Origin of the sequence: Paraburkholderia sp., from assembly GCF_035501035.1 — a bacterium.
Taxonomy (GTDB): domain Bacteria; phylum Pseudomonadota; class Gammaproteobacteria; order Burkholderiales; family Burkholderiaceae; genus Paraburkholderia.
Genome location: NZ_DATJWR010000429.1, coordinates 1 through 23,081 on the forward strand (window position 1 = coordinate 1; position 23,081 = coordinate 23,081).

The 23,081-nt window shown below is 63.1% G+C and carries 23 protein-coding genes and 1 pseudogene; 11 read left to right on the forward strand and 13 right to left on the reverse strand.

What is annotated here, in order from left to right:
* Entirely contained in the window at window positions 1–312 is a 312-nt protein-coding gene (locus tag VMJ11_RS34565) for a heme-binding domain-containing protein (protein ID WP_414694518.1), read from the reverse strand.
* Between the two features lie 457 nt (window positions 313–769).
* Between VMJ11_RS34565 and VMJ11_RS30495 the strand changes: the two genes are divergently transcribed.
* On the forward strand, window positions 770–1,042 hold the full coding sequence (locus VMJ11_RS30495; protein WP_325624583.1) for a hypothetical protein: 273 nt from the start codon (window positions 770–772) through the stop codon (window positions 1,040–1,042).
* 238 nt (window positions 1,043–1,280) lie between these two features.
* Here VMJ11_RS30495 and VMJ11_RS30500 read toward each other — a convergent pair whose 3' ends face one another.
* From VMJ11_RS30500 to VMJ11_RS30510, 3 genes are all read right to left on the reverse strand, one after another.
* On the reverse strand, window positions 1,281–1,679 hold the full coding sequence (locus VMJ11_RS30500) for an FKBP-type peptidyl-prolyl cis-trans isomerase (protein ID WP_325624584.1): 399 nt from the start codon (window positions 1,677–1,679) through the stop codon (window positions 1,281–1,283).
* A gap of 273 nt (window positions 1,680–1,952) precedes the next feature.
* On the reverse strand, window positions 1,953–2,336 hold the full coding sequence (locus tag VMJ11_RS30505; protein ID WP_325624585.1) for a nuclear transport factor 2 family protein: 384 nt from the start codon (window positions 2,334–2,336) through the stop codon (window positions 1,953–1,955).
* A 164-nt stretch (window positions 2,337–2,500) separates the two neighbouring features.
* On the reverse strand, window positions 2,501–3,424 hold the full coding sequence (locus VMJ11_RS30510; RefSeq protein WP_325624587.1) for an AraC family transcriptional regulator: 924 nt from the start codon (window positions 3,422–3,424) through the stop codon (window positions 2,501–2,503).
* A gap of 211 nt (window positions 3,425–3,635) precedes the next feature.
* On the opposite strand from VMJ11_RS30510, the gene VMJ11_RS30515 reads away from it, so the two are divergent.
* The 6 genes from VMJ11_RS30515 (at window position 3,636) to VMJ11_RS30540 (ending at window position 8,637) form a co-directional block, all read left to right on the forward strand.
* Window positions 3,636–4,187 (forward strand): DUF4863 family protein, encoded by a 552-nt coding sequence (locus tag VMJ11_RS30515; protein WP_325624588.1) that lies wholly within the window; start codon window positions 3,636–3,638, stop codon window positions 4,185–4,187.
* Window positions 4,188–4,406: 219 nt separating this feature from the next.
* On the forward strand, window positions 4,407–4,844 hold the full coding sequence (locus VMJ11_RS30520) for a carboxymuconolactone decarboxylase family protein (protein ID WP_325624589.1): 438 nt from the start codon (window positions 4,407–4,409) through the stop codon (window positions 4,842–4,844).
* A 203-nt stretch (window positions 4,845–5,047) separates the two neighbouring features.
* Window positions 5,048–5,380 (forward strand): DUF4148 domain-containing protein, encoded by a 333-nt coding sequence (locus tag VMJ11_RS30525; protein ID WP_325624591.1) that lies wholly within the window; start codon window positions 5,048–5,050, stop codon window positions 5,378–5,380.
* Window positions 5,381–5,759: 379 nt separating this feature from the next.
* Window positions 5,760–6,512 carry an acetoacetate decarboxylase gene (locus VMJ11_RS30530; RefSeq protein WP_325624611.1) on the forward strand — a complete coding sequence of 251 codons (753 nt, stop codon included), beginning with the start codon at window positions 5,760–5,762 and terminating at the stop codon, window positions 6,510–6,512.
* Window positions 6,513–6,706: 194 nt separating this feature from the next.
* Complete coding sequence (locus tag VMJ11_RS30535) at window positions 6,707–7,960, forward strand: patatin-like phospholipase family protein (RefSeq protein WP_325624612.1); 1,254 nt, start codon at window positions 6,707–6,709, stop codon at window positions 7,958–7,960.
* A gap of 188 nt (window positions 7,961–8,148) precedes the next feature.
* Window positions 8,149–8,637 (forward strand): hypothetical protein, encoded by a 489-nt coding sequence (locus tag VMJ11_RS30540; protein ID WP_325624592.1) that lies wholly within the window; start codon window positions 8,149–8,151, stop codon window positions 8,635–8,637.
* A gap of 30 nt (window positions 8,638–8,667) precedes the next feature.
* On the opposite strand, the gene VMJ11_RS30545 is transcribed toward VMJ11_RS30540, so the two are convergent.
* Both VMJ11_RS30545 and metE read right to left on the reverse strand, forming a co-directional pair.
* Window positions 8,668–9,435 (reverse strand): ParA family protein, encoded by a 768-nt coding sequence (locus VMJ11_RS30545; protein WP_325624614.1) that lies wholly within the window; start codon window positions 9,433–9,435, stop codon window positions 8,668–8,670.
* A 206-nt stretch (window positions 9,436–9,641) separates the two neighbouring features.
* Window positions 9,642–11,936, reverse strand: coding sequence for a 5-methyltetrahydropteroyltriglutamate--homocysteine S-methyltransferase (gene metE, locus VMJ11_RS30550; RefSeq protein ID WP_325624593.1), 2,295 nt, complete (start codon window positions 11,934–11,936; stop codon window positions 9,642–9,644).
* Between the two features lie 140 nt (window positions 11,937–12,076).
* Between metE and VMJ11_RS30555 the strand changes: the two genes are divergently transcribed.
* Together VMJ11_RS30555 and VMJ11_RS30560 are read left to right on the forward strand one after the other, a co-directional pair.
* The gene (locus VMJ11_RS30555; RefSeq protein WP_325624594.1) at window positions 12,077–12,985 is read left to right on the forward strand and encodes a LysR family transcriptional regulator; all 909 of its coding nucleotides are present in this window, start codon (window positions 12,077–12,079) and stop codon (window positions 12,983–12,985) included.
* A gap of 336 nt (window positions 12,986–13,321) precedes the next feature.
* A complete protein-coding gene (locus tag VMJ11_RS30560) occupies window positions 13,322–13,507 on the forward strand; it encodes a DUF3563 family protein (RefSeq protein ID WP_325624596.1) in 186 nt (61 codons plus the stop codon).
* 391 nt (window positions 13,508–13,898) lie between these two features.
* On the opposite strand, the pseudogene VMJ11_RS30565 reads toward VMJ11_RS30560, so the two are convergent.
* A pseudogene (locus VMJ11_RS30565) lies at window positions 13,899–14,333 on the reverse strand (winged helix-turn-helix domain-containing protein); the annotation flags it as partial.
* An 807-nt stretch (window positions 14,334–15,140) separates the two neighbouring features.
* Here VMJ11_RS30565 and VMJ11_RS30570 point away from each other — a divergent pair.
* Window positions 15,141–15,896 (forward strand): substrate-binding domain-containing protein, encoded by a 756-nt coding sequence (locus VMJ11_RS30570; RefSeq protein WP_325624598.1) that lies wholly within the window; start codon window positions 15,141–15,143, stop codon window positions 15,894–15,896.
* Window positions 15,897–16,025: 129 nt separating this feature from the next.
* Here the strand turns inward: VMJ11_RS30570 and VMJ11_RS30575 are convergent, their stop codons facing one another.
* Entirely contained in the window at window positions 16,026–16,289 is a 264-nt protein-coding gene (locus VMJ11_RS30575) for a hypothetical protein (protein WP_325624600.1), read from the reverse strand.
* A 34-nt stretch (window positions 16,290–16,323) separates the two neighbouring features.
* Complete coding sequence (locus tag VMJ11_RS30580) at window positions 16,324–17,394, reverse strand: rhodanese-like domain-containing protein (RefSeq protein ID WP_325624602.1); 1,071 nt, start codon at window positions 17,392–17,394, stop codon at window positions 16,324–16,326.
* 344 nt (window positions 17,395–17,738) lie between these two features.
* Between VMJ11_RS30580 and VMJ11_RS30585 the strand changes: the two genes are divergently transcribed.
* Window positions 17,739–18,446 (forward strand): SDR family oxidoreductase, encoded by a 708-nt coding sequence (locus VMJ11_RS30585; protein ID WP_325624603.1) that lies wholly within the window; start codon window positions 17,739–17,741, stop codon window positions 18,444–18,446.
* 23 nt (window positions 18,447–18,469) lie between these two features.
* On the opposite strand, the gene VMJ11_RS30590 is transcribed toward VMJ11_RS30585, so the two are convergent.
* The 4 genes from VMJ11_RS30590 to VMJ11_RS30605 form a co-directional block, all read right to left on the reverse strand.
* Window positions 18,470–19,405 (reverse strand): LysR family transcriptional regulator, encoded by a 936-nt coding sequence (locus VMJ11_RS30590; RefSeq protein ID WP_325624605.1) that lies wholly within the window; start codon window positions 19,403–19,405, stop codon window positions 18,470–18,472.
* Between the two features lie 394 nt (window positions 19,406–19,799).
* A complete protein-coding gene (locus VMJ11_RS30595) occupies window positions 19,800–20,900 on the reverse strand; it encodes a nitronate monooxygenase (protein ID WP_325624607.1) in 1,101 nt (366 codons plus the stop codon).
* Window positions 20,901–20,950: 50 nt separating this feature from the next.
* Window positions 20,951–22,216 carry an MFS transporter gene (locus VMJ11_RS30600; protein WP_325624608.1) on the reverse strand — a complete coding sequence of 422 codons (1,266 nt, stop codon included), beginning with the start codon at window positions 22,214–22,216 and terminating at the stop codon, window positions 20,951–20,953.
* Window positions 22,213–23,081 (reverse strand): YbfB/YjiJ family MFS transporter (locus VMJ11_RS30605; protein WP_325624610.1); only part of this gene is annotated, 869 nt, incomplete at its 5' end. The genes VMJ11_RS30600 and VMJ11_RS30605, both read right to left, overlap by 4 nt.

Sequence of the window (23,081 nt, forward strand, 5' to 3'; positions counted from 1 at the left end):
TCATTCCTGTTTCTCTGCGAACGCCGGACCCGGCACGGGATTGGACCGCTTCGGAGAAAACGAGTGTGCAAGCTCCGTTTTACTCCAGTCGGGCTTACTTCCGCGGCCCTCCCACATAGCATCTATGCCTGGCAAGCGCGCATAACCAGGCAGCACCGTATGCCGGGAATGACAGTAATAGCAGGCCTTTTCGTCCAGCAATGTGCGTATCCGGCCGTTTTCGACCGGATACGATGCGAGTGTCATCGATCGTTTCGCATAATTTGTGTCGTGATAACACGCATAGCCTGACAAGCTGAAATATCCAAGCACAGCCAGACTACCGATGGCGATCAGGAGTTTTTAATCATTTTTTATCAGCGGTAAGCACCGCGTCGAAGCAGAAGTGTGAAATATAAATTCACAATCTCAGCCGCGAATCAAAGGAGAGATTGGCACGTACCGATGTCCTGATTCAAGGCAAAGCAGGCAGTCAATTCTGGTCATCGGCTCAATTGACCAATCGGAATTGTCGCGGGTGCGGTCAGATCCACGCCGCATCGGAATGTCGGTGGGCCAGAATGACGCTTGCATCGTGCTGTGGCACGTTCGCGCTGCCTCGCAGCGGGACTCGCTCCCATGCTGGTAAAGTGGCGGCTTTGATCTGCGAGCCAGCCAACATCGTTCGCCGACTGTTGGCGAGGCGTCGCACTGCGTTTCCTGCGCCCGGCGCGGCCGAGCCTTGTACCATGACGCAATTGGCATCGGCCATATCGTCAAAGTAGCGAGGATGGAGTTCACCATCATGAAGCCATTTTGCTTCGTAGTTGCCCTCGTCGTGCTCACCGCCGGCTGCGCCTCCCCACCGCCCGCGAACAATCAGGCCGCAAGACCGAATCCAGATGATACGCAGACCTACATTCTTCACTCTCCGGAAGGCGCGCGGCGCAATTACCCCGCGTCAAAGCCACCGAGGCTCACCGTTGGTGTCAGCGATCCCGATACGCAGTTGATTCTGCCGTGGTTCCTCAATGACATCATCAACTTCGTGAACTATCGCTAGGCTGTCTGGCTCGATCGATAGATGACCGTAGCGGTCTTCGTACTTCGCCGTCACGGAAGCGGCACCGCCGCTTCCGTCGCGCCACATGCCGCACGCAGGACGCATGAAGCACGCATGATCGGATTGATCCTGCTTACGTGCTTCGCCCGGCCGAACCCGGCGTCAAAGGCGCCAGTTCGCGCCCCTGCGGCCTGAGCCACATGCCGTGCGACGGTGGCCGGGCACTTCCAGATTTCGATTACTGGCCAATGCCGATCAGTTCGACTTCGAACGTGAGGTTGCTGTTCGGCGGGATCGGGCCGACGGCGCGATCACCATAAGCCGTCGCCGCCGGGCAGGTCAGCTTTGCCTTGCCGCCCACCTTCATCTTCTGCAGGCCTTGCGTCCAGCACGGAATCACTTGACCAAGCGGAAACGCCGCCGGGCCGCCATGCTTGGCCGAGCTGTCGAACTCGGTGCCGTCCGCGAGCGTGCCGCGATAGTTGACGCGCACCACGTCGTTGGCTGTAGGTTGCGGACCGGTGCCTTGCTTGATGTGCTCGACTACGACGCCCGATGGCAACTTCTCGATGGTGTTCGCGGCGAACGCGGTCGATGCAATCGCGGCGGTGGCGAATAAGGCAATAAGAGATTTCATGCTATGTCCTCGTTGAGTGGCGCAGCAATTATATCGGCAGCTTCGCTGTGGTCCCCGATCCGCACCGCTCAAGCACGGCACTTGAGGTCAGGAACAACCAGCGCATAGCGTTGCGCGGCATTGTGCGCCTCGTCCTGCCGTGTCCGTTGGCATTCGGCCCATGGCACGGCACGGGGCCGGGAAAGCCTTCCATAGCGCGTCACGAGAGCGTTCGGGCCGTGGGCCACACGGCGAACTCAGGCGCTCGCGTGGTTGAACCACCGCAACGCGACGTCAAGTAATCTTCTGAACCCATCGGCTCCGCCAGTCTGGCGCATCGAAAGGATTCGAAAAATACTGAGTCTCATGAACGACCTTGCCGTTGCGGAATTCCATGATGCTGACCGTGTAAGCCATTCCTCCCTGATAGGCGATGGTGTACTCCGTGACCCAGAGGTTGCCTTCCCCTTGCATTCGCCTGACATTGAAACCCGATGGCTTCTCTGGATGGTGACTGCGCAGCGCCTGCAGGTTCACTCGCCCAAGGATTCGCTCACCCGATTGCGGGTAGTCACAGATAGCGTCGTCGTCGTAGATATCGTGTTCCGCGTCGAGATCGCCGGCCGCGGACGCTTGCCAGTGCGCGTTAAGGGCTTCACGTATTGCTTGCTCCTGCATGGTCTGCCTCCCCATTACGGTTAGCGTATTCGGGTCAATCTTTTGCGTACGTCACAGAATAAACCCGGGGCTTCCCGCCCTGGTGATTTCGTTGACCATGCCCCGCCTTCGTGGCCCATGCAGCAGCGTGTTGCCTCGCGGCACGCAAACGCTGCCGGTGGTATTCAAACCTTCGTTCGCGCTTCCGAGCGATACCGGCTGGGGCTCTGACCAAACATCCTTTTGAAGGTCGAACTAAAAGTGGTTTCGGACGCGTAGCCTACTGCGGCGGCGATACTCGACAGGTTGTCGTGGCCCGTTCTCAAGGCGTCCCTGGCAATCGTCATGCGCCATCGAATCAGATATTCCAGTGGGGGCAGCCCCACGAGATCTTTGAAGCGATCAATGAATGCGGTGCGCGACATGCCGACCTTCGAAGCCAGTTCCTCCACCTTCCAGCGACGGGCTATGGCTTCATGCACCATCCTCAGCGCGGAGCCGATCCTCGGATCCGCCAACGCGCCGAGCCAGCCCGCCGATCTCGGGTTCGCGGCAAGATGAGCCCGCAGGATGTTCACGAGCACGATGTTCGCAAGGCTGCCCCTCATCGCTGCCGCGCCAGGCCGAACTGACTCCGTCTCTGCCCTGATCATTTCGAGGGCTGCGCTCAACGATCTGGCATCCGGCGAATCGGCGCAAACGAGAACGAGCGGGGGCAGCAAATTGAGCAGCAAGGCACTCATGTCGCCGTCGAACTGAAAAATCCCTCCGACACTAATCGCGCACGCTTCTCCTCGTCCATAACGAACGATTCCATCCGCGCCCAGATGACTGGCAAACACCTGCTCGCCGTCTTGCCGTGCCACGCCAGGATCGCTCGCGAAGCAGTAGGGCGATCCGTCCGTGAGGAGGCAGAAGTCTCCCTCCTTCATTTTCGTGGGCTCCGTGACGCCTTCAATCCATACCCATCGCTCGCCTTTTACGACCCCGACGAACTTGACATGACGATAGGCCGCAAATCGAAGGGCCCAGGGCCCGGAAGCCTCAAAGCGTGCCGAAAGCACGCTTTTGACCCTTAGCAGGGAAAACACGTCGGAAAGCGGATCCATGGGGAATTTGTACGATGCAATAGGAAATTCGGTCGATTGATTATGGATTGCGCGAACGCCGTGAGCAAGAATACCCCCTCGAAGCCATTGCCGCTGCGCTGCGCTCCGCCCATCGTTGCGATCTACCGTCGATCCACCGCCCCGGCCCGCCGCGACGTCTTGCGTGTCACACCGTGAGGTTTCGTCGGTGCTCACTGGAGGTATATCCGAAATGTCCCAGACCCCATTTGCCACTCACCTCGACGAACTCGTCGCCCGTTTCATCCCCTTTCTGCAAGAGGTCAAGGACATGACCACGGGCACGGCAGTCGAGCAATGGCTGAACACGAAATACGGCATTGAAAGCGAGTTGTACCAGGACCTGGCGCGCCTGCTCACCCTCGGCGTGAATGAGGGCTGGGTGGCCGCGACCGAGGTCGCCGGTCCGCGTTACCGCCGCTCACTGGTTGTGACGCCCAGCGCGCAGACGTTCTTCTTCAGCGCAACGTCGGTGCTGCTCGACAGCACGGACAACGCTCAGAACAATCCAGAAGGCAGCTTCCGCGCCCCCTACCATTTGCACCCGTATGGCGAGATCAATCTGGTGGTACCGCTCAACGACGGCGCGGCGCTCGCGGGCCCGAACGGCTGGTGCCATGGCGGCTGGACGGCGCCCGAGCCGGGCAGCCACCACTTCCCGGAAGTCAAGGGCGGTGCTGTCGTCTCGCTCACCTTTCTGCCCGCGGGCCGGATCGCGTTCGACGTAAAGCCGCCGCAACACTGAAGCGCACAGGCGTGGTCGTATCCGCGCTTCGATCGCCTTTCCGAATCAGCAGCCAGCGCTCTCCTCGTAATTCGACACCGATCTCGCGCGGTGCGCGAGGAACTGCTGGCCCCAGCGAATCGCACGACAAAGCACTGCAACCGTTGTATGGAGTGCCGCTTGTGCAACTCGTTCGAGTGCGGCAGCCGCACTCTCCTTTAGACCCTCTGTGAAAGCAATATGGAACAACGTCTCGACTTCTTCAAAGCCAACCCAAATGCGATGTCAGCCCTGCTCGCGCTCGAAGAACAGATCGGCAAGTCGTCGCTCGAAAAGTCCCTTGCGGAACTCGTGCGGCTGCGCGCGTCGCAGATCAACGGGTGCGCCTTCTGCGTGGACATGCACGCGACCGACGCACGCAAACACGGCGAGACCGAACGCCGACTGGCGGCCGTGGTCACATGGCGCGAAACGCCGTTCTTCACTGAGCGCGAGCGCGCCGCGCTGGAATGGACGGAAGCCGTCACGCTCGTCGCGCAAAGCCACGTGCCCAATGGGGTTTGGGAAGCCGTCAAGCCGCACTTCAGCGACGAGGAAATCGTCGACTTGACGTTGCTCGTTTCGGCGATCAACAGCTGGAATCGCTTCGCGATTGCCTTCCGCAAGATGCCCGCTTGACGAGCCGAACCCACGCTGCCGATGGGCGCTCGCGGCCGCTTTTGCTGCAAAGCTTCAGGCGGCCACACTCGATCGCGACTTATTCTCCACGGACACAAATGTTGTGACTACACATGTGTTCACGCGATGTCCATCCGTGACTACCATGACTTCACCTGCTGCAAACAACCGTTTGTGGAGAGCTACAGCAATCAAGGTGCATCATGAAAGTCAAAGCATTAGTTCAAGCAATCGCCATCGCCGCGGCGCTCGCCGCTCCCGCCCTCACGTTCGCTCAGCCGAACGCCCCCGTCACACGCGCCCAGGTTCGCGCTGACCTCGTGCAAGTCGAGCAGGCCGGATATCGCCCGGGAGACGGCGACGAGGCTTCCTACCCGGTCCAGGTCGAGCAGGCCGAAGCACGCGTGGCGCGTAACGAGACTGCATCGGGCGCCTATGGCGGCGCGGTAGCGGGTTCTTCGGCAACTGGCTCGCGTGCGGCTCGCCCGCATCTGTTGAGAATCCATCGCCTCGCCACGAACCAGGCATCGCAGTAACAGGCGCCGCAGCACTCGATGCCTTCCACGGCAGCATGGCGAAACGCTGCGCCGCCGGCAATGTCATCGGGTCGCGCAGTGATGCGCCGGCCGTCGGCAAGCACCGCGACACGCAGTTGCTTGTCCTAATGAATGGCGTTGACCACGCACCAAATCCCAGCACGACAGGGACTACGTGCAGACGCTCGAAGACCGCGAGTGCCGTGCCGGCGAAGTACCTTCCGGAGCCGCATATCCGCCGCCCGCTGCCCGCCCGACTTCCTTGCGCAGGCAAAGCGCGAACCCGGATTAGCGCGCCTCGGCCAACGAGCGTTTGCCGCGTGAAGTGCGCCAATAGCGCCCGTGCAACTCAACCTCGACGAGGTGCCTCATGACCCGTATGGACCTTGACTCTATTCGCAAAGGTGCCTTTGCGATGCCGGTTCACAATCCCGCCTACCCCCGGCCGCCGTACCGCTTTATCAATCGGGAATACTTCATCATCTCCTACGAGACCGATTTCGAAGCGTTGCAAGCCATCGTGCCCGAGCCGTTGCGCCCCGAAAACAATCTTGTGCACTACGAATTCATTCGCATGCCAGATTCCTCGGGTTTCGGCGACTACACCGAAACCGGTCAGGTCATCACGGTGCGTGACCCGCAAGGACGCCTTGGCAACTACACACACTCGATGTACCTCGACGACGAAGGCCCGATCGCCGGTGGCCGCGAACTCTGGGGCTTTCCGAAGAAGCTCGCGAGACCGACCTTAGGCGTCGACGGTAACGACACGTTGCTCGGCACGCTCGATTACGGCACACAGCGCGTGGCAACCGGCACGATGGGCTACAAGCATGTGCTGCTCGATATCGAGGCCGAACGCAACAAGCTTGCGCAGACGCCGAACTATTTGCTGAAAGTCATCCCGCACGTCGACGGTTCGGTGCGCGTATGCGAGCTCGTGCGCTTCTATTTGCGCGACGTGGACGTACTCGGGGCGTGGACGGGTCCGGCTGCGCTCGAATTGCATCCGCACGCACTGGCGCCCGTTGCCGATCTTCCGGTGAAGCGGGTGGTGGGCGCGCGGCACCTGGTCGCCAACCTCACACTGGATATCGGCGAGGTTGCGTATGACTATCTGGCGCAAGCTTAGGCTATGAAGCTCGCGGTCAATCGACAGGACCGCGTGAGCCTGCAAGAAGGAAGCGACAGGGCTTTGAACGGCAACGTCGCAATTGTGACCGGCGTGGCAAGCGGAATTCGCGAGCAGTGCGCCGCACGCTCGCGAATCCAGGCGCTGAGGCCGTCATCGTCAGCCACGGATGCGCAATGCAATTAGGAATAGATATGCATAGCATCACTAAACAATATGGATGGCAGCGTGATGCGCTCGTGCTGCCGCACTACGACGAAGTCGCTCTGGTGCTTCAGGGCGGTGGCGCGCTCGGCTCCTACCAGGCCGGCGTCTACGAGGGCCTGGCCGAGGCTGGCGTACAACCGCACTCGATTTCCGGGGTCTCGATCGGCGCGCTCAACACCGCGATCATCGCAGGCAATGCGCCGGAGAACCGCGTGGAAGCGTTGCGCGGCTTCTGGAACCGGATCTGCCAGCCGCGTGATTGGGTTGCTGGTCTCGGGACATGGATGCCGCCGGCGTTCGGAATGCGCGATCTCTCGCGCAAGTGGGCCAGTTGGTGGGCGGCCGGGCGCGCCTTGACAGAGGGCCAGCCGGGGTTCTTTTCGCCGCGCATACCGCTGCCGTTAGCGGGTTTTGGCAAACAGAACCCCAACGCGGTCAGCTACTACGATACGGCCGCGCTGAAGGAAACGCTGTTGAAGTTTGCCGATTTCGATCGGATCAACGATGGCGACATCCGTGTTTCCGTAGGCGCGGTGAACGTGCGGACCGGCAACCTGGTGTACTTCGACAACACGAAAATGCGGCTGAAGCCGGAGCATTTCATGGCGTCGGGAGCGTTGCCGCCGGGTTTTCCCGCAATTGAGATCGACGGCGAATACTACTGGGACGGCGGCCTGGTGTCGAACACACCGTTGACCGAGGTGGTGCGCGACTCGGATCGCAAGGACGCGCTGGTGTTTCAGGTCGATCTATGGAGCGCGCAAGGCAATGCGCCGGGAGACTTCTTCGACGTGTCCGCTCGCGCCAAAGACATCCAGTTCTCGAGCCGCACTCGGGCGATTACCAGCATGCTGGCGGATCGTCGCAAGCATGCCCGTCTCGTCAAGGCACTGCTCGAGCGTATTCCCGCCGATCTGCGCAAGGACGACGCGCTCTTCCGCCTCGCCGAGGAGGTGGGCAACGGCAGCGCAATCAACGTGGTACACCTCATCTACAAGAACAAGCCGTATGAAGGGCACTATAAGGACTACGAATTCAGCATCGATACGATGCGGGAGCACTGGGAAAGCGGTCTCGAAGACATCCGCAATTCGCTTGCCCACCGCGAGTGGTTCAACGTGCCAAGCCGCGAACAGGGCTTCGTGACGCACGACGTGCATCGCCTGCCCGGCTCGGAGCCGCATTCCGACCACGACGTGCTCGTATCGCCGCCTGGAGCACAACGCAAAATCGCCGCTTGAACGGCGTGGCCGGCAAGTGCAAGCGGCCACCCTTGGCGACTTTCGATCCTCGTGTGCATGGGCGGCAATGCGCCCGGCGTCGTACCCGCGTGAAGACCCGGCCGGCTTTCACCGCTGCGCCGGGTGCGCCATGGATGTGATGGCGCGCTGGCGAGTGACAATTATGAATGGACCAAAGAGAGTGTATCTTGAATGAACAGCCCGATACCCGCGCCGCGCGCGAGATTCACCAGGAGGCCTTGCGAACGCCATGGGGCTTCATTGTCCGCAGCCTCGCATTGATCGTGCTGGCCGTTGTTCCGTCGATCATATGCGCCTGTCTCTCGCAGAGCTCGTCAAGTTGGTATCTGTTTGAACGTTCCGGATCGCTAATCACAATCGCCGGCCTTCTGTTGGCATCGCGTCGCTATCTGGAGCACAGCGTGACGGATCTCGTTGTCGCCCACTCGAACGAGAACAGCAGGTTCAAGCCCGGTAAAGTTCTGGGCGACGTCCTCGACGCCAGGCGCGGCCTGACGCTTTCGGCGTTCGGCACGCTCATTTGGGGATGGGGAAGCTTTCTGCGCTGGTGGAGCTTCGGCGTGCTGGCGCTGTGGATGGCATTTGTGATCTACCGGGCATTTCGTGACCCGGTATTGCAGCGCCGGCGCGGCGAAATGGTTCCCGCCAGCGAGTAGCGCACGCCAAAGAGACGGCTTCGAAAAGAGTCAGCCTCCGCTCAACTCATGATGCAGCGCGACGAACTCTCGTGCAATCTTGTGCGCCGGATCGAGGTGAATGACCGGCTTCGCCTGTTGATGCGACTCGCGAATCTTCACCGACGAAGACAGCCGCGACGTCAGCACAGGCAAGCCCTCCTCGACGAGTTCCTCGACAAGCTTCTGCGGCAGGCTCGCACGCGGCTGGAACTGGTTGACGACAATCCCTTCCACCGCGAGATCCGCGTTGTGGTCCTGCTGGATTTCCCTCACGTTATCGAGCAACGTGTAGAGCGCGCGACGCGAGAAATCGTCGCAATCGAACGGAATCAGGCAGCGCTCGACCGCAATCAGCGCGGAGCGCGTGTAGAAGTTCAGCGCGGGCGGCGTGTCGATATAAACCGCATCGTACATGTCGAGTTCGTTCAGCGCATCGCGCAGCTTGTAGATCTTGTAGCGCGACTCGAGCTTGCCATGCAGCGTGTCGAGATCCGGATGCGCGGGCATGATGTCCAGATTCCCGAAGGGCGTGGAATGAATGAACGACGTGACGTCGATCGGGCGGAAGCTGAACGTAAGCGCGGTTTCGAAGAAGTCCGCGACGTTGGGCTTCGCATCGACCGACGCGGTGCCCAGCAGGTACTGGCTCGAATTCGCCTGCGCGTCGAGGTCGATGACCAGCGTACGCCGGCCTTCGCTCGCGCTGATTGCAGCGAGATTACAAACGATCGTGGATTTACCTACGCCGCCCTTCTGATTGAACACGACACGCCGCATGTCATCGATCCCCTGTTTCGCGTTGGTCTGGTGATGTCGGTGGGGGTCCAGCATACCTCATGTGGAGGCGCGAAAAGATTTTTGCGGCGGTTTTGTCGGCGGACGGACATGCGCCTTGGGGACTGTTCTTGCCGCGCGCGGGCACGCCCGGCCTCGCGACACACCGACTGTCCCGCCCGAGAACGCCCACCACCCTCCACCCTTCGTCAGTGCGCCCGGCTGCGCAGCGCCTTGGCCGCAGCAACCATGTTGGTTAGCGCGGGGATCACCTCCGCCCACTGACGCGTCTTCAGGCCGCAGTCCGGATTCACCCACAGACGCTCCGCCGGAATGCGCTCGGACGCCTTTTGCATCAGCTGGACGATGTGATCCTGCGTCGGGATGTTCGGCGAGTGGATGTCGTACACGCCCGGCCCGATTTCATTCGGATACCTGAAGTTGTCGAATGCATCGAGCAGCTCCATGTCCGAGCGCGAGGTCTCGATCGTGATCACGTCTGCGTCCATGCCGGCGATCGAAGCGATGATGTCGTTGAACTCCGAATAGCACATATGCGTGTGGATCTGCGTTTCGTCCTGTACCCCGTTCGCCGTGATGCGAAACGATTCGACGGCCCAGCGCAGATACTCGCCCCACTGTGCGCGGCGCAGCGGCAGGCCTTCGCGCAGCGCTGCCTCATCGATCTGGATCACACGCACGCCGGCCTTTTCGAGGTCCAGCACTTCCTCGCGGATCGCAAGCGCGAGTTGGTAGCAAGAGACCGAGCGCGGCTGGTCGTCACGCACGAACGACCAGTTCAGGATCGTCACCGGCCCCGTGAGCATGCCCTTCATCGGTTTGTTCGTGAGCGACTGCGCGTACTTGATCCACTCCACCGTCATTGCCTTCGGGCGGCTGATGTCGCCGAACAGGATAGGCGGCTTCACGCAACGCGAGCCATACGACTGCACCCAGCCGAACTGGCTGAACGCATAGCCGTCGAGCTGCTCGCCGAAGTATTCGACCATGTCGTTACGCTCGGCTTCGCCGTGCACGAACACGTCGAGGCCCAGCGCTTCCTGCTCGCGCACGCTGCGCTCGATCTCGGCGCGCATCGCGCTCTGGTAGCCCGCTTCGTCGAGCGCGCCGGCCTTGTACTGGCTGCGCGCCTGGCGGATGTCGGCGGTCTGCGGGAACGATCCGATCGTCGTGGTCGGGAACGCCGGCAGGTTCAGGATCGCGGCCTGCTTCGGCGCGCGCTCGGCGTAGGCGTGCTGGCGGTTGCCGAGCTTCGCGTCGATGCGCGCGATGGCGGCCTTCACGGCCGGGTTGTTCACGCGCGGCGAGTTGCGGCGCGCCGCGATGGCGGCGGCGTTGGCGGCCAGCGCATCGGCGGCCTTGTCGCGGCCATGGCTCAGTGCCGTGGCGAGCACCTTCAGTTCATCGAGCTTCTGCAGCGCGAACGCGAGCCACGAGCGGACCTCAGGGTCGAGCTTCTCTTCGCTGGCGAGATCGACCGGCACGTGCAGCAGCGAGCACGACGGCGCGATCCAGAGACGCTCGCCGAGCCGCTGCGCAAGCGGCTCGAGCCATTCGAGCGCAGCATTCAGATCCGTCTTCCAGATGTTACGGCCGTTGATCGCGCCCACCGAAAGCACGCTCTGTGCGGGCAGCGTCTGCACGGCCAGCGCCACTTCTTCGCGGGCGTTGATGGCGTCGATATGCAGACCGTCCACTGGCAGGCTGCAGGCAAGCTCGAGATTCTCCTTGAGCTCGCCGAAGTAAGTTGCGAGCAGCAGCTTGACGCTTCGCTCCTCGAAGCCTTCGTAAGCCGTCTTGAACGCCGTGCGCCAGGCCGGATCCAGTTCCGTGACGAGAATCGGCTCGTCGATCTGGACCCACTCCACGCCCATCGCCATGAAGTGGCTGAGCAACGCGCGATAAACGGGCATGATGCGCGGCAGCAGCGCGAGCTTGTCCGAATCGTCCTTGGCCTTGCCGAGCCACAGATAGGTCAGCGGGCCGACGATGACCGGCTTGGCTTTCACGCCCAGCTCACGCGCCTCGCGCAACTGTTCGGAGAGGCGCGAAGTGTCGAGGTTGAACTGCGTGTCGACGGTGAACTCGGGGACGATGTAGTGGTAGTTCGTGTCGAACCACTTCGTCATTTCGCCCGCCGCGACGCCGCCGCAGCAGGCTGCGTGCTCTTCGGCTCCTTGTGCCGAGCGGCCGCGCGCCACGCGGAAATAGTTGTCGAGCTTGTCGCCGTGAAAGCCCTGTACGCGCTCGGGCAGGTTGCCGAGCGTGAAGCTCATGTCGAGCACCTGGTCGTAGAACGCGAAATCGCCGGCGGGCGCGAGATCGAGGCCCTTCTGGTTTTCCCAGTGGCGCGCACGTAGTTGGGCGCCGAGCGCCTTCAGCTCGTCGCGCGAGGACTCGCCCTTCCAGTAGCGTTCGAGACCGAACTTGAGCTCACGTTTTGCGCCGATGCGCGGAAAGCCGAGGTTGTGCGTGGTGACCATGTGCGCTGCCATCCGAAAGGAAGAAGGTGGAAACAATACGAAGTGGCAGCGATGATAGAGTCATTCTTCGATGAAATAAAATGGCATTATTTCATCCCTCCATTAGTTTTGTTCATTGATTCACCGCCGGAAACCGCACCATGCTCGAACGTGTCCATCTCGTCATCGTCCGCGAAGTCGCTCGCCAGGGCTCGCTCACCGCAGCGGCGGGCGCACTTTTCCTCACGCAGTCCGCGCTGAGCCACACGGTCAAGAAGATCGAGCAGCAGCTCGGCACGCCGATCTGGGACCGCGAAGGGCGCAGCCTGCGTCTCACCCAGGCGGGGCAGTATCTGCTCGCCATGGCGGAGCGGCTCCTCCCCCAATTCGAGCTTGCCGAAGAGCGCGTGAAGCAATATGCGGCCGGCGAACGCGGTACGCTGCGCATCGGCATGGAATGCCATCCGTGCTACCAATGGTTGCTCAAGGTGGTGTCGCCGTATCTCGCGCGCTGGCCCGATGTCGATGTGGACGTGAAGCAGCGCTTCCAGTTCGGCGGGATCGGTGCGCTATTCGGCTATGACATCGACGTGCTCGTCACGCCCGATCCGCTCAACCGGCCCGGTCTGCGCTTCGAGCCCGTGTTCGACTACGAGCAGGTACTGGTGGTGGCTGAAGGCCATCGCCTCGCCAATGTGCGCTATGTGAAGCCCGAGCAGCTCATCGACGAAACGCTCATCACGTACCCGGTGGAAACGGACCGGCTCGATATCTACAACCAGTTCCTTAGGCCTGCGAACATCACGCCCCGGCGGCACAAGACGATCGAAACCACCGACATCATGCTGCAGATGGTGGCGAGCAATCGCGGCGTGGCGGCGCTGCCAAGATGGCTCGCCGAGGAATACGCCGACCGCATGCCGATCGTCAGCGTCAAGCTCGGCAAGCAGGGTATCGCCAAGCAGATCTTTCTCGGCACGCGCGAAGGGGATGCCGTAGTCGATTACCTCCGTTCATTCGTCGAGTTCGCGCGCGAGTCGAGCTGGCAGTCTGCGCGGCTGCAACGTTGACAGCGCGCGATCGATTCATCGGGCTTCGGCATTCGCGCTTCAAAGCGGCGAGGTGCAATAGCTCGCTGAACGAGGTTCCTTCGGCGGTCAACTTGCGCCGCAGTGTGCGCGGGCTCCGCCCCGTGTCGCATCCGGCCGCCTCGAAGTCCGAAATGCGCGTGAGCAGAACAAGCGACGTATTTTCGCAATGAAGAATGAGCTGAAAGTTAGCAGCCGCCCCCCACGATGACCTAATTCATCGCTCATTTTCGATCCGTACGATTGACGCTGCCAACTGCGAACGCTGTCGTGGAAATCGTTCCACGACGCGCACGCCCCCCGTGAAAGGAGATCATTATGTTTAGCAGTCTTATTCAAATGATGGACTCGATGTTCGTGGATACCGATCACGTTGCGCACGAGGCGAATCTGGCAGAGGCGGCCGATCTGGCCGATCTTGAATACCGGATGCATCGCCTCGAGGCCAACTCCGCGTCGTCTGGATGGATGACATCGCGCGCGTCCCGCGAATATGAAAGGTGACAGACACCTGCGCGCGCCGTGGCATGCTTCACGCGACTGGCCGAGCAGCAAGGTTCAGTCGAAGCCAGGCACATTGCGAACTACGTATCGCCCGAACTTCTTGCGGGTCAAATGGACAAGAACGTCGAATGTATTGCTTTCGGATTCCTTGTCCCTTCCATGCAGTCTGAGCCGGCTCCACGTGCGCAAATAGTGGCGGCCAGGCATTCGACCACACCGAGATATTCAGAACCTTGAGCGAGTTATCCACCGCTCTATTGCCACCGAGAAAATCGTGAACGCGTATTTCGAACGACTCAACGCCACTTTCGCCATCGCATCGCTTCTCTTCATGGCTCCGTTTATTGCCATGGCCCGTTTGCCAGCTCCCGCGAACGCGTCGCGTAACGATTCAATCGCCAACAAGCGCGCGGCGACCCGTGCCACGAACCCTGGACATCGGGCCAGCGAACCCTAGCCCGCGTACATTGCGAATCAGTGATTGACCGAACTTTTTTCGAATCGAATGGATCAGCACATCAACTGCATTGCTTTCGACTTCTCGTCCCCAGCCGTATATGCGGTCTTCGAGTTGCCGGCGCGACACGATCGCGCCGGGTCTTTCAAGAGAACTGTGCATTAGTGCGAATTCGCGCGCAGAAAGAGCCGATGCAACGCCATTGCAATGTAGCGTGCGCTTCTCGAGATCGAGACCGAGTGATTCATCGCCAATACGCGATGTTGCGCAACCAGCCCTGCGCCGCAACACTGCTCGCAGACGGGCCAGAAGTTCCCGAACATCGAACGGTTTGAGCATGCAATCATCGGCGCCGACATCACCTGGTTGAAGTCGTACCTCGGGCGAATGGGTGCCAGGGAATTCACCAAGTATTCGTGCAACGACCGCCGTGCAACTCTATACGCGAGTGCCATTTCCCATGGAGACCGGCATGCAAGCTGAGACGCTCAAGAATGCCAGGGCCGCCGCTTTTCTGCACCGCTCGGCGCTGTGTCTGCTGTTGTTGCCAGCTGCGTGCCTTTTCTGGGCGCTCCATGCGTACCCGCCACAGGATGCAATCTGGCTTTGCTTCGCCGTGGCGACCTATGCCTGGCCTTTCGCCGGAGTCCTTTTCGTCGTCTCGGCTGGATTCCACGTCCGCCCCCCCGGTCGACGACTCAAAAAAGGCGCCGGATTGCGGCAAGCGCATGGACACTAGCCCCTGTGACGTCCTGCCGGACAGGCGGCGATCGTTGCTCGAATAAAAGCCTCCTGAAAATAGGGGACGTTTGAGCTGACGCCGCCCGCTTAGCCGACGTTCGCCAACCGGACCGCGATGTGCGGCCCGTTACGGGTCCGTGCGAAATGGCCCCGGCAAATCGACACAATCTGTGCCGAGACACTCTCGGGCATGGCGCCTTCGCTGCCCTCGCCGCCCAGGCGCAAGCCTTGACGAATGTCCGTGCTGTGAATCCCCAGCCTTCGCACGATGGCGTCAAGTTGGCTGTAGCGCCGACGACGCGCGCGATACCGCGCAGCCGGCCAACGTCATGTCTGGCATCCTGACTCGATGCGTGTCCGGGCTGAGTCAACCGATTGAGATAGGGCAGAGCCGTGACTATCCACAAGTGGAGGGTTAGCACACGCGCGCTTTGCATGACGCTTGCGTTACTGGGCTGCACCGCGTCATTGGCAGGCGAAGTCAAGGTAATGATCTCGGGCTGGTTTGCGCCCGCGTATCGCGAACTCGGCCCGCAATTCGAGGACGCGACCGGCAATACGCTGGTCACCATCTGGGGGCCCGCGGAGGGCACCGCCATCAATGCCATCCCCGTGCGCCTTGCGCGTGGCGAGTGGGCCGACGTGCTGATCGTGGTTAGCTATGCGCTCGACGATCAGATCAAAGCCGGCAACGTGGTGCCTGGCAGCAAGGTGGACTTCGCACGCGCGCCAATCGGCATGGTGGTTCGCGAGGGTGAGCCGAAACCGGACATCAGCTCTGCCGACGCATTGCGCCGCACGCTGCTCGCAGCGAAGTCGATCGTCTATCCGGACAGCGCAATTGGCGTCTATATCGGCAACGAATTGTTTGCGCGCCTCGGCATCGAGGGGCGCGTGAAAAGCAAGAGCCACATGGTTCCGGCCGAGCGGGTCGCCACGCTCGTCGCGAGCGGCGCAGCGGAGCTCGGGATTCAGCAGGTCGTGGAACTGTTGCCGGTGAAGGGGGTGACGGTGGTCGGCAGTTTGCCCGCGGAAGTGCAAAGTTACACGGTGTTTTCCGGGGGCATCGCCAGCACTGCTAGAAATGCGGCCGGCGCTGACGCGCTGATCCGTTTCCTGTCGTCGCCGGAGGCGGCGCCAGCGATTGCGAGGAGCGGACTCGAACCGCTCACGGCGGCCCCTCCGAACTGAGCAAAGCCGCGGCGCTGCGGCAAGCCAGCACCGAAGGGTGCGGCCGTGACCTGTCATGCGCCTTCACCATCAATTGACCTGCGCGCAGGGGTACGCCAGCGGCGAGCGTCTCTCCCGAGCGTCGAGCATTCAATCGTCGAATTCGCCGGCCTGCAGCGCCTCGTCGAAATCCGTGATCCAGGGCGCGAAGTGGTCGGTGTCGTACACCGCCGTCTTGCCGTTGGTGATCCGCGTGACGGATACCTGCCGGATCGCTCCGTTCTTGCCTCCCGGCGGCTCGCTGCCGTTGTCCGTGATCTTGAACTCGTGGAGGTCGAGTCCCCGGCTTGCAAGCACAGCCTTCACGTCTTCCTGTTCGTCCCAGGAAAACTCGGCGAAGTCGTGGGCTGTCATCTTCGTCTCCTCGGCATTCCTCTCACAAACGTCATCAGGGATTGCATGGCGCAACAGGCAATCCCTCGGCCTTCCAGCGCAGCATGCCGCCGGCGAGATTGGCCACCTTGCCGAAGCCCGCCTTGCCCAGCAACACGCTGGCCTGGGCCGACCGGACTCCGGAGCGGCAGACCGCCACCACGGGCCGCTCGCGATCAAGCTCATCAAGCCGGTTCATCAACTGCGAGAGCGGGACCAGCTTCGCATTGGGCAGGTGGCCAAGATGGTCGATGAATTCCGGCGCCTCGCGCACATCGACGATCTGCAGCGCTGCCGCATGCTCCAGCAGTGCCATGGGCTCGATTTCCCATACGCCGCTAAAGCGTAGCGTAAGCGGCGCCCAGTCGGGCGTTTCCTCGATCGGCGCTGCGCCTTCCGGCTTTCCGCAACGCAGGTTTGCGGGCACCGCGACGGCCATCAGCTTGGGGTGCGGCAGATTCAGGTTGTTCATGTATCCCACGAAGTCGCCAACATCCACGTCGCCTCCAAGGCGCGGATTGAAGCGCCGCTCTTCGGCCACGCTCGTGACCGTGATGCCGCGATAGTCGTGCGCCGGGTAGAGCAGGCAGTCGTCGGGCAGCGTCAGGATCTGTTCGCGCACGGACGTAAAGAGCTGCTGCGCGCTGCCGCCCTGGAAATCGGTGCGGCCGCAGCCGCGAATCAGCAGGCTGTCACCGGTGAAGGCCATGCTCTTGTCGTCCAGCACATAGGTCAGGCAGCCGCTGGTATGTCCCGGCGTGGCTCGCACCTCCAGATAGCGCTTGCCGAAGGCAATGCGCTCGCCGTGCCGCAGCGGGCGAGTGACACCCTCGGCGCCCACCACTGCGGCGAGCGCGATCACACTGCCGCAACGCTCGCGCATGCGCCACGCTCCGGTCACATGGTCGGCGTGCACGTGGGTGTCGAGCGTCGCCTGCAGCCGCAAGCCAAGCTCCTGCACCAGCGCGAGGTCGCGCGGCACCTGCTCGTAGACAGGGGCGATCAACAGCGCCTCGCCGCTTTCGGCGTCGCCGAGCAGGTAGGTATAGGTGGACGATACGGAGTCGAAAAGCTGGCGAAAGATCATCGCGGCCCTCGTTGGGAGCATAGGCGTGGCGCGCTTCGCCGCGCCCGGTCTCAGCGCGGCTGCCGGGGTGGTACGCAGGCACCGGTTTTCCACGGATCCTGCGCACGCGGACATCCGACGACCAAGCATGCGCGCTCACTATACCCGCGTTTGTTCGAAACCGAACGATCGCCGCACGCTCAAAAGCCCCGTCGATTTGTTCTCGCGGAGCAAGACTCTTTGTCCATGGTGGGTGTTCGAAAACGCGGGAGATGCACCTACAGTGCTGCTCTATCGGATCTGTCGATTCGACCGGCGAGCAGGCAACAAACCGGCCGGAAACCCCTACAGCAGAGAGTCAAATCATGAGCAATTCGAAAGTCGTCATCGTCACCGGCGCATCCCAAGGCTTCGGCGCGGAAACCGTCAAGGCGTTCCTCGCGCGCGGCCATCGCGTCGTCGCCACGTCGCGCTCGATCAAGCCTTCGGACAACCCCAACCTCGTGACCGTCGCCGGCGACATCGGCGAGCCGGACACCGCGCGCCGCGTGGTCGAGGCCGCCGTCGCCAAGTTTGGCCGCGTCGACACGCTCATCAACAACGCGGGCATCTTCATTGCCAAGCCGTTCACGAAGTACACCCCCGAAGACTACACGGCGATCCTGAACGTAAACCTGAACGGCTTCTTCAACATCACGCAGCTCGCCATCGAGCAGATGCAGAAGAACAACAGCGGCCACGTTGTCACCATCACGACCACGCTCGCCGATCAGGCGAACAGCAACGTGCCTTCGGTGCTCGCCTCGCTCACCAAGGGCGGCCTGAACTCCGCGACGAAATCGCTCGCCATCGAATACGCGAAGGCCGGCATCCGCGCGAACGCCGTTTCGCCGGGCATCATGAAGTCGCCGATGCACCCGGTCGAAACGCACGCCACGCTCGACGCAATGCACCCGGTGGGTCGCATGGGCGAGATGAGCGATATCGTCGAAGCGATCCTCTATCTCGACTCGGCACAGTTCGTCACGGGCGAGATCCTGCACGTGGACGGCGGCCAGAGCGCAGGCCACTAAGCCAGGCACGAAGCGCGCGCGGTTCAGCGCGTGCGCCTCGCGCGGGCGGGCGGCAGCAACTGCTCGACGAGGAAGTCCACGAAGGCCCGCACGCGCGACGTCAAATAGCGCGCGTGCGGATAGAGCAGGATGAAAGGCCGCGTGCAACCGCCCGCATCGCGCAGCACCTCGACGAGCTTGCCCTCGCGCAGGTCTTCCTCCACGACGAAGCGATAGGTTTGAAAGAGGCCCGCGCCGCTGCGCGCGAGCGTCACGCCGGCGAGCGCATCGCCGGATGTTCGGTAACTTCCCCTCGTCAGCACGTCCCCATCTTCAGACGATCCCTCGAACGTCCACGCGAGATTGCGTCCACTGCTCGGCAGTTCGAACTGTATGCATTCGTGCGCCTCCAGGTCCGCCACGGTCTTCGGCACGCCTGCGCGCTTCAGATAAGCCGGTGTCGCCACCACGACCATTTCCGCGTCTTCGAGCTTGCGCGCCACGAGGCCCGAATCAGCCGGCGCGCGCCCGCGTATCGCGAGATCGAAGCCTTCGTCCGCGAAGTCGATGTTGCGGTTGCTCAGGTGCGTTTCGATCTGCACCTGCGGATAGCGCTCGCGAAACGCCGGCAGCAGCGGGAGCACGCGGTAGTGGCCATAGGGCGTAGGCATGCTGATGCGCAGCACGCCGGCCGGCGTGGTCTGCTCACCCGTCACTTCGCGCTCGGCGTCGACGAGTTGCGACAACGCCTGGCGGCATTGCTCGAAGTAGCGCCGCCCCGCGTCGGTCAAGCGGATCTGGCGCGTCGTGCGCACGAACAGGCGCACTCCGAGCCGCTCTTCGAGCCGCGCCACGGAGCGGCTCACCGCCGCGGGCGTGACGCTCGCGGCATTGGCCGCCTGCGTGAAACTGCCCAGCTCCGCCGCCTGGCAGAACAGTTCAATGCTGCCTAGCAGCAGATCGTCGAATTTACGTTGCATGGCTGTCTGCCCGCGTTTTGAGTCCTTGTTTTGAAGCCCCAGGCGTGCGGTGGCTTCCACGGCACCGATTTCATGGCATGGCGTAGCGCGTGAATTGCGCGGCCGGCATTTAGCGCCTTCGCACGCCCGCCTACAGTGTGCATCAGGCGTGAGGCACGCGACGCGCCATTGACAGCCAAAAGCATCCCCAAAGCGCCCGAGAGCACTCGAAAGCACTCGAAAGGAGAACAGTCGTGTCCGTCGAACAAAAGCAGCGGATCGCGCAGATCCTGCCCGCCTGAGCCCTTCCCGCTATCTTCCGACGTAAACGGACATCGGCACGCGCGTCAACCGCGCGTGCCGATGTCCGTTCCTGCCTGCGTTCAACGCCTGCTCAGCCTCGCCAAGCCCCCGCTTAGCCCCAGACGGATTGCAACCGTTCGATGCTCGCGCGCGTTTCGCGCTCCAGTTGCGCCATCAGTTCGCCAGCGGGCAACTCGCGCGCGAGCGGCGCGGCCTGGCCCGCCCATTGCGCGCCATAGCCGAACTCGCCCTGGGCCTTCGCGGCCGCATGCAAGGCCTTGCCCGCGTCGTAGGCGATCGGATAATCCGGCGTGCGAGGCGCCTGCGCCTGCTCGCCGAACGTGGTGAAGCGGTTGACCATGCTGCGTGCGACCCGGCCCGAGATCGCCGAGGTGAACGTCGTGTGGCGCGCCGCATCGCTGAGCAAGGTGCGGCGGTAGCCCTCGTCGATCGACGTTTCGGGGCAAGCCACGAACGCCGTGCCCAGCTGCGCGGCTTGCGCGCCGAGCGCGAGCGCGGCAGCGATGCCCGCGCCATCCATGATCCCGCCCGCCGCGATGACGGGCAGATCGAACGTCTGCACGAGGAGGCGCGTGAGCGCGAACGTGCCGAGGCCCTCGTCGCGGGCGTTCGGGTCGAACACGCCGCGATGGCCGCCCGCCTCGATACCCTGCGCGACGATCGCATCGACACCCGCCTCGACAGCCGCAGCCGCTTCGTCGAGGTTCGTTGCGCTCGCAAGCAAACGGATGCCGGCGTGCTTGAGCTCGGCGATCACGGCGTCCGGCGGCAAGCCGAAATGGAAGCTCACCACCGCCGGCTTCTCCTCGAGCAGCATCGCCTGCATCGGCTTGTCCACCACGAAGCTCGTGTAGATTTCCGCGAGCTTCTGCGGCGGCGTCGCGCCGTATTGCTGGAAGACCGGCGCGAGCCAGTCGACCCATGCGCGCTCGACGGCGGCGTCGGCCGTGGCCGGGCGATGGCAGAACAGGTTGATGTTGAACGGCTTGCCGGTCAGCTCGCGCGTCTGGCGAATCACCTTGCGCGCGCCCTCCGCGTTCATCGCCCCGACGCCGAGCGAGCCGAGGCCCCCTGCGTTCGACACGGCGGCGGCCAGCGCCGGCGTGCTCACGCCCGCCATGGGCGCCTGAATGATCGGCTTCTGAATGCCAAGCGAGCGCAGCAATGCCCGATCGTCAACTTGAGTACTCATGTTCCTTTACCTCCGAATGCGTTCCAACTTCACTTTGCACGACCGGCGTGTCACGCCTGCGCGCGGCTGCGTGCCCACTGGGCGAGACCGCCGCAAGCAATCAGCAGCCCGCCGGTCACGAAGAACACCGAGTGCAAGCCGAGGTGAACGCCGATCAAACCGCCGATCACCGGGCCCACCACCTGGCCGCTGAACTGCGCCGACTGCAGATAGCCGAGCATGCGGCCCGTCGAGCGTTCGTCTACCAAATGACGCGCCAGCTTGCCGATGGAAGGCAACAGGCCGGCGAGCGTCATGCCCATCAGCACGCGCAGCGCGGCGAGCTGCCACCAGTGCGTGACGAAGGCTTGCGGAATCATTACGAGCCCCGTGAGCACGAGGCAAGCGATGATCACGCTCCAGCTGCCGAACTTGTCCGCCAGCGCGCCGAGGCGCGCCGCCGTCAGCATGCTGCCGAGCGCCGAGCATGCCATGACCACGCCCGCCACGCGCGCGAGGTGCCCCGCGCCCACGCCCAGTCCGCCGATATACACCGTGATGATCGGCTCGATCGACATGTTGGCGAGCAGCACCATCATCGCGGTCACGAGCAGCGCGGCGACGGCCGCGTAGTCGGTACGGTGCGCCGTCGCGGCTGCGGCGTTGCTCCCGCGGGCCTTCGCGTCGCTGGCCGGATGAAACTCTTCCTTGACGACGACGATGGTGAGGAGCGCCGCCACCGCAATCATCGCGCCGCCCGCGAAGAACGTGCCGCGAATGCCGATCCAGTCGGGCAGCACGCCGCCCACGAGGGGCCCGACGAGATTGCCCGCGAGCGCACCTGTGGAAAGAATGCCGAGCGCCCAGCCCGCGCGCTCGCGCGGCGCCTGGGTGCCGACCATGACCGTGGAAGCCGACGCGTAGCCACCCACGAGGCCGGCGATCAAACGCAGCGCGACGAGCTCGTACACATTGTGCGCCACGCCGATCAGCGACATCACCACGGCCATGCCGATGGCCGCGCGCACGAGCATGGGCTTGCGGCCGTAGCGGTCGGCGAGCCGCCCCCAGAGCGGCGCGGTGAACGCCGTGCCGAGGAAAGTCGCGCCGAACGCGACGCCCGACCACTGGATCACGGCGCCCTGCGAGCTCACGCCGAGCTGCCGTACGTAGAGCGGCAGAAACGGCAGCAGCATGCTGAGGCTCACGAGCGTCGTGAACGAGCCGAAGACGCAGACGACGAGATTGCGCCGCCAGTACTGGACATTGCGCTCGGCATAGCTGTGCGCCTGCTTCTGCCCGAAGGCGGAAGCGGAAGAAGAAACGGTGGAGTTCATTTGGCCCTCAACGCGGCGAAGAGATCGACGACCAGCGCGAGCACGAGCGCTCCCGCACCGATCACGAACAGGACAAGATAGTTACCGCCGCTCTGCGAGAACACGAACGACAGACCGTAAGCCGCGACTGCCTGCATCACGGCGAAGCTCGTGGTGGCGCGGGTCCACGCGCCCTTCACCGCGGACGGATGGTGCGCGAGCAGCTCGTTCACGCGGCCGAGCGCCAGCGGCACGATGCCGGGCGTGAACGCTCCAACCAGCACGGCGGAAACCATCAGCCCCAGCGGGCCGAAGCCCAAGGCCGGGAGCGCGACGGCCGCGGCCTGCACCAGATACGCCACCCGAAGCGCCGCGCGAAAGCCCGCGCGGTCCGCGAGATGCCCTGCCACGAGCGGCCCCACGATCGCGCCGAGCCCGTAGAGCACCCAGAACTGGGCGCCCGCGTCGACGCCGCGGCCAAGCCCGCGCGCGACGAAGTCGACGAGAAAGATCATGTGCGGCACGAGCCCCACGGCGTTCAGGCCATATTCGGCGTAAAGCGCGCGCAGCCCCGCACGGGGATAGGCCGGCGAGTGCTCGAAGCGCGACGGCGCGTGAGCGGGTACGGGCGCGTCGTGGTCGGGCCAGCCGTTCCAGGCCACGAAGGTGAGCAGCAGCGAAACGGCCGCGAGGCCGAGCCACGTGGACGTGAGCCCCTGGCGCAAGAGGATCGGCACGATCGTCCCTGAGGCCGCGATGCCGAGCCCGATGCCCGTGAAGATGCCGCCGCTCGCGAAGCCGCGGCGCGCCGCCGGCACGTGCGCGAGGATCGTGGGCGCGGCGAGCACCATCAACGCGCCGCCCGAGACACCCGAAACGAATCGCC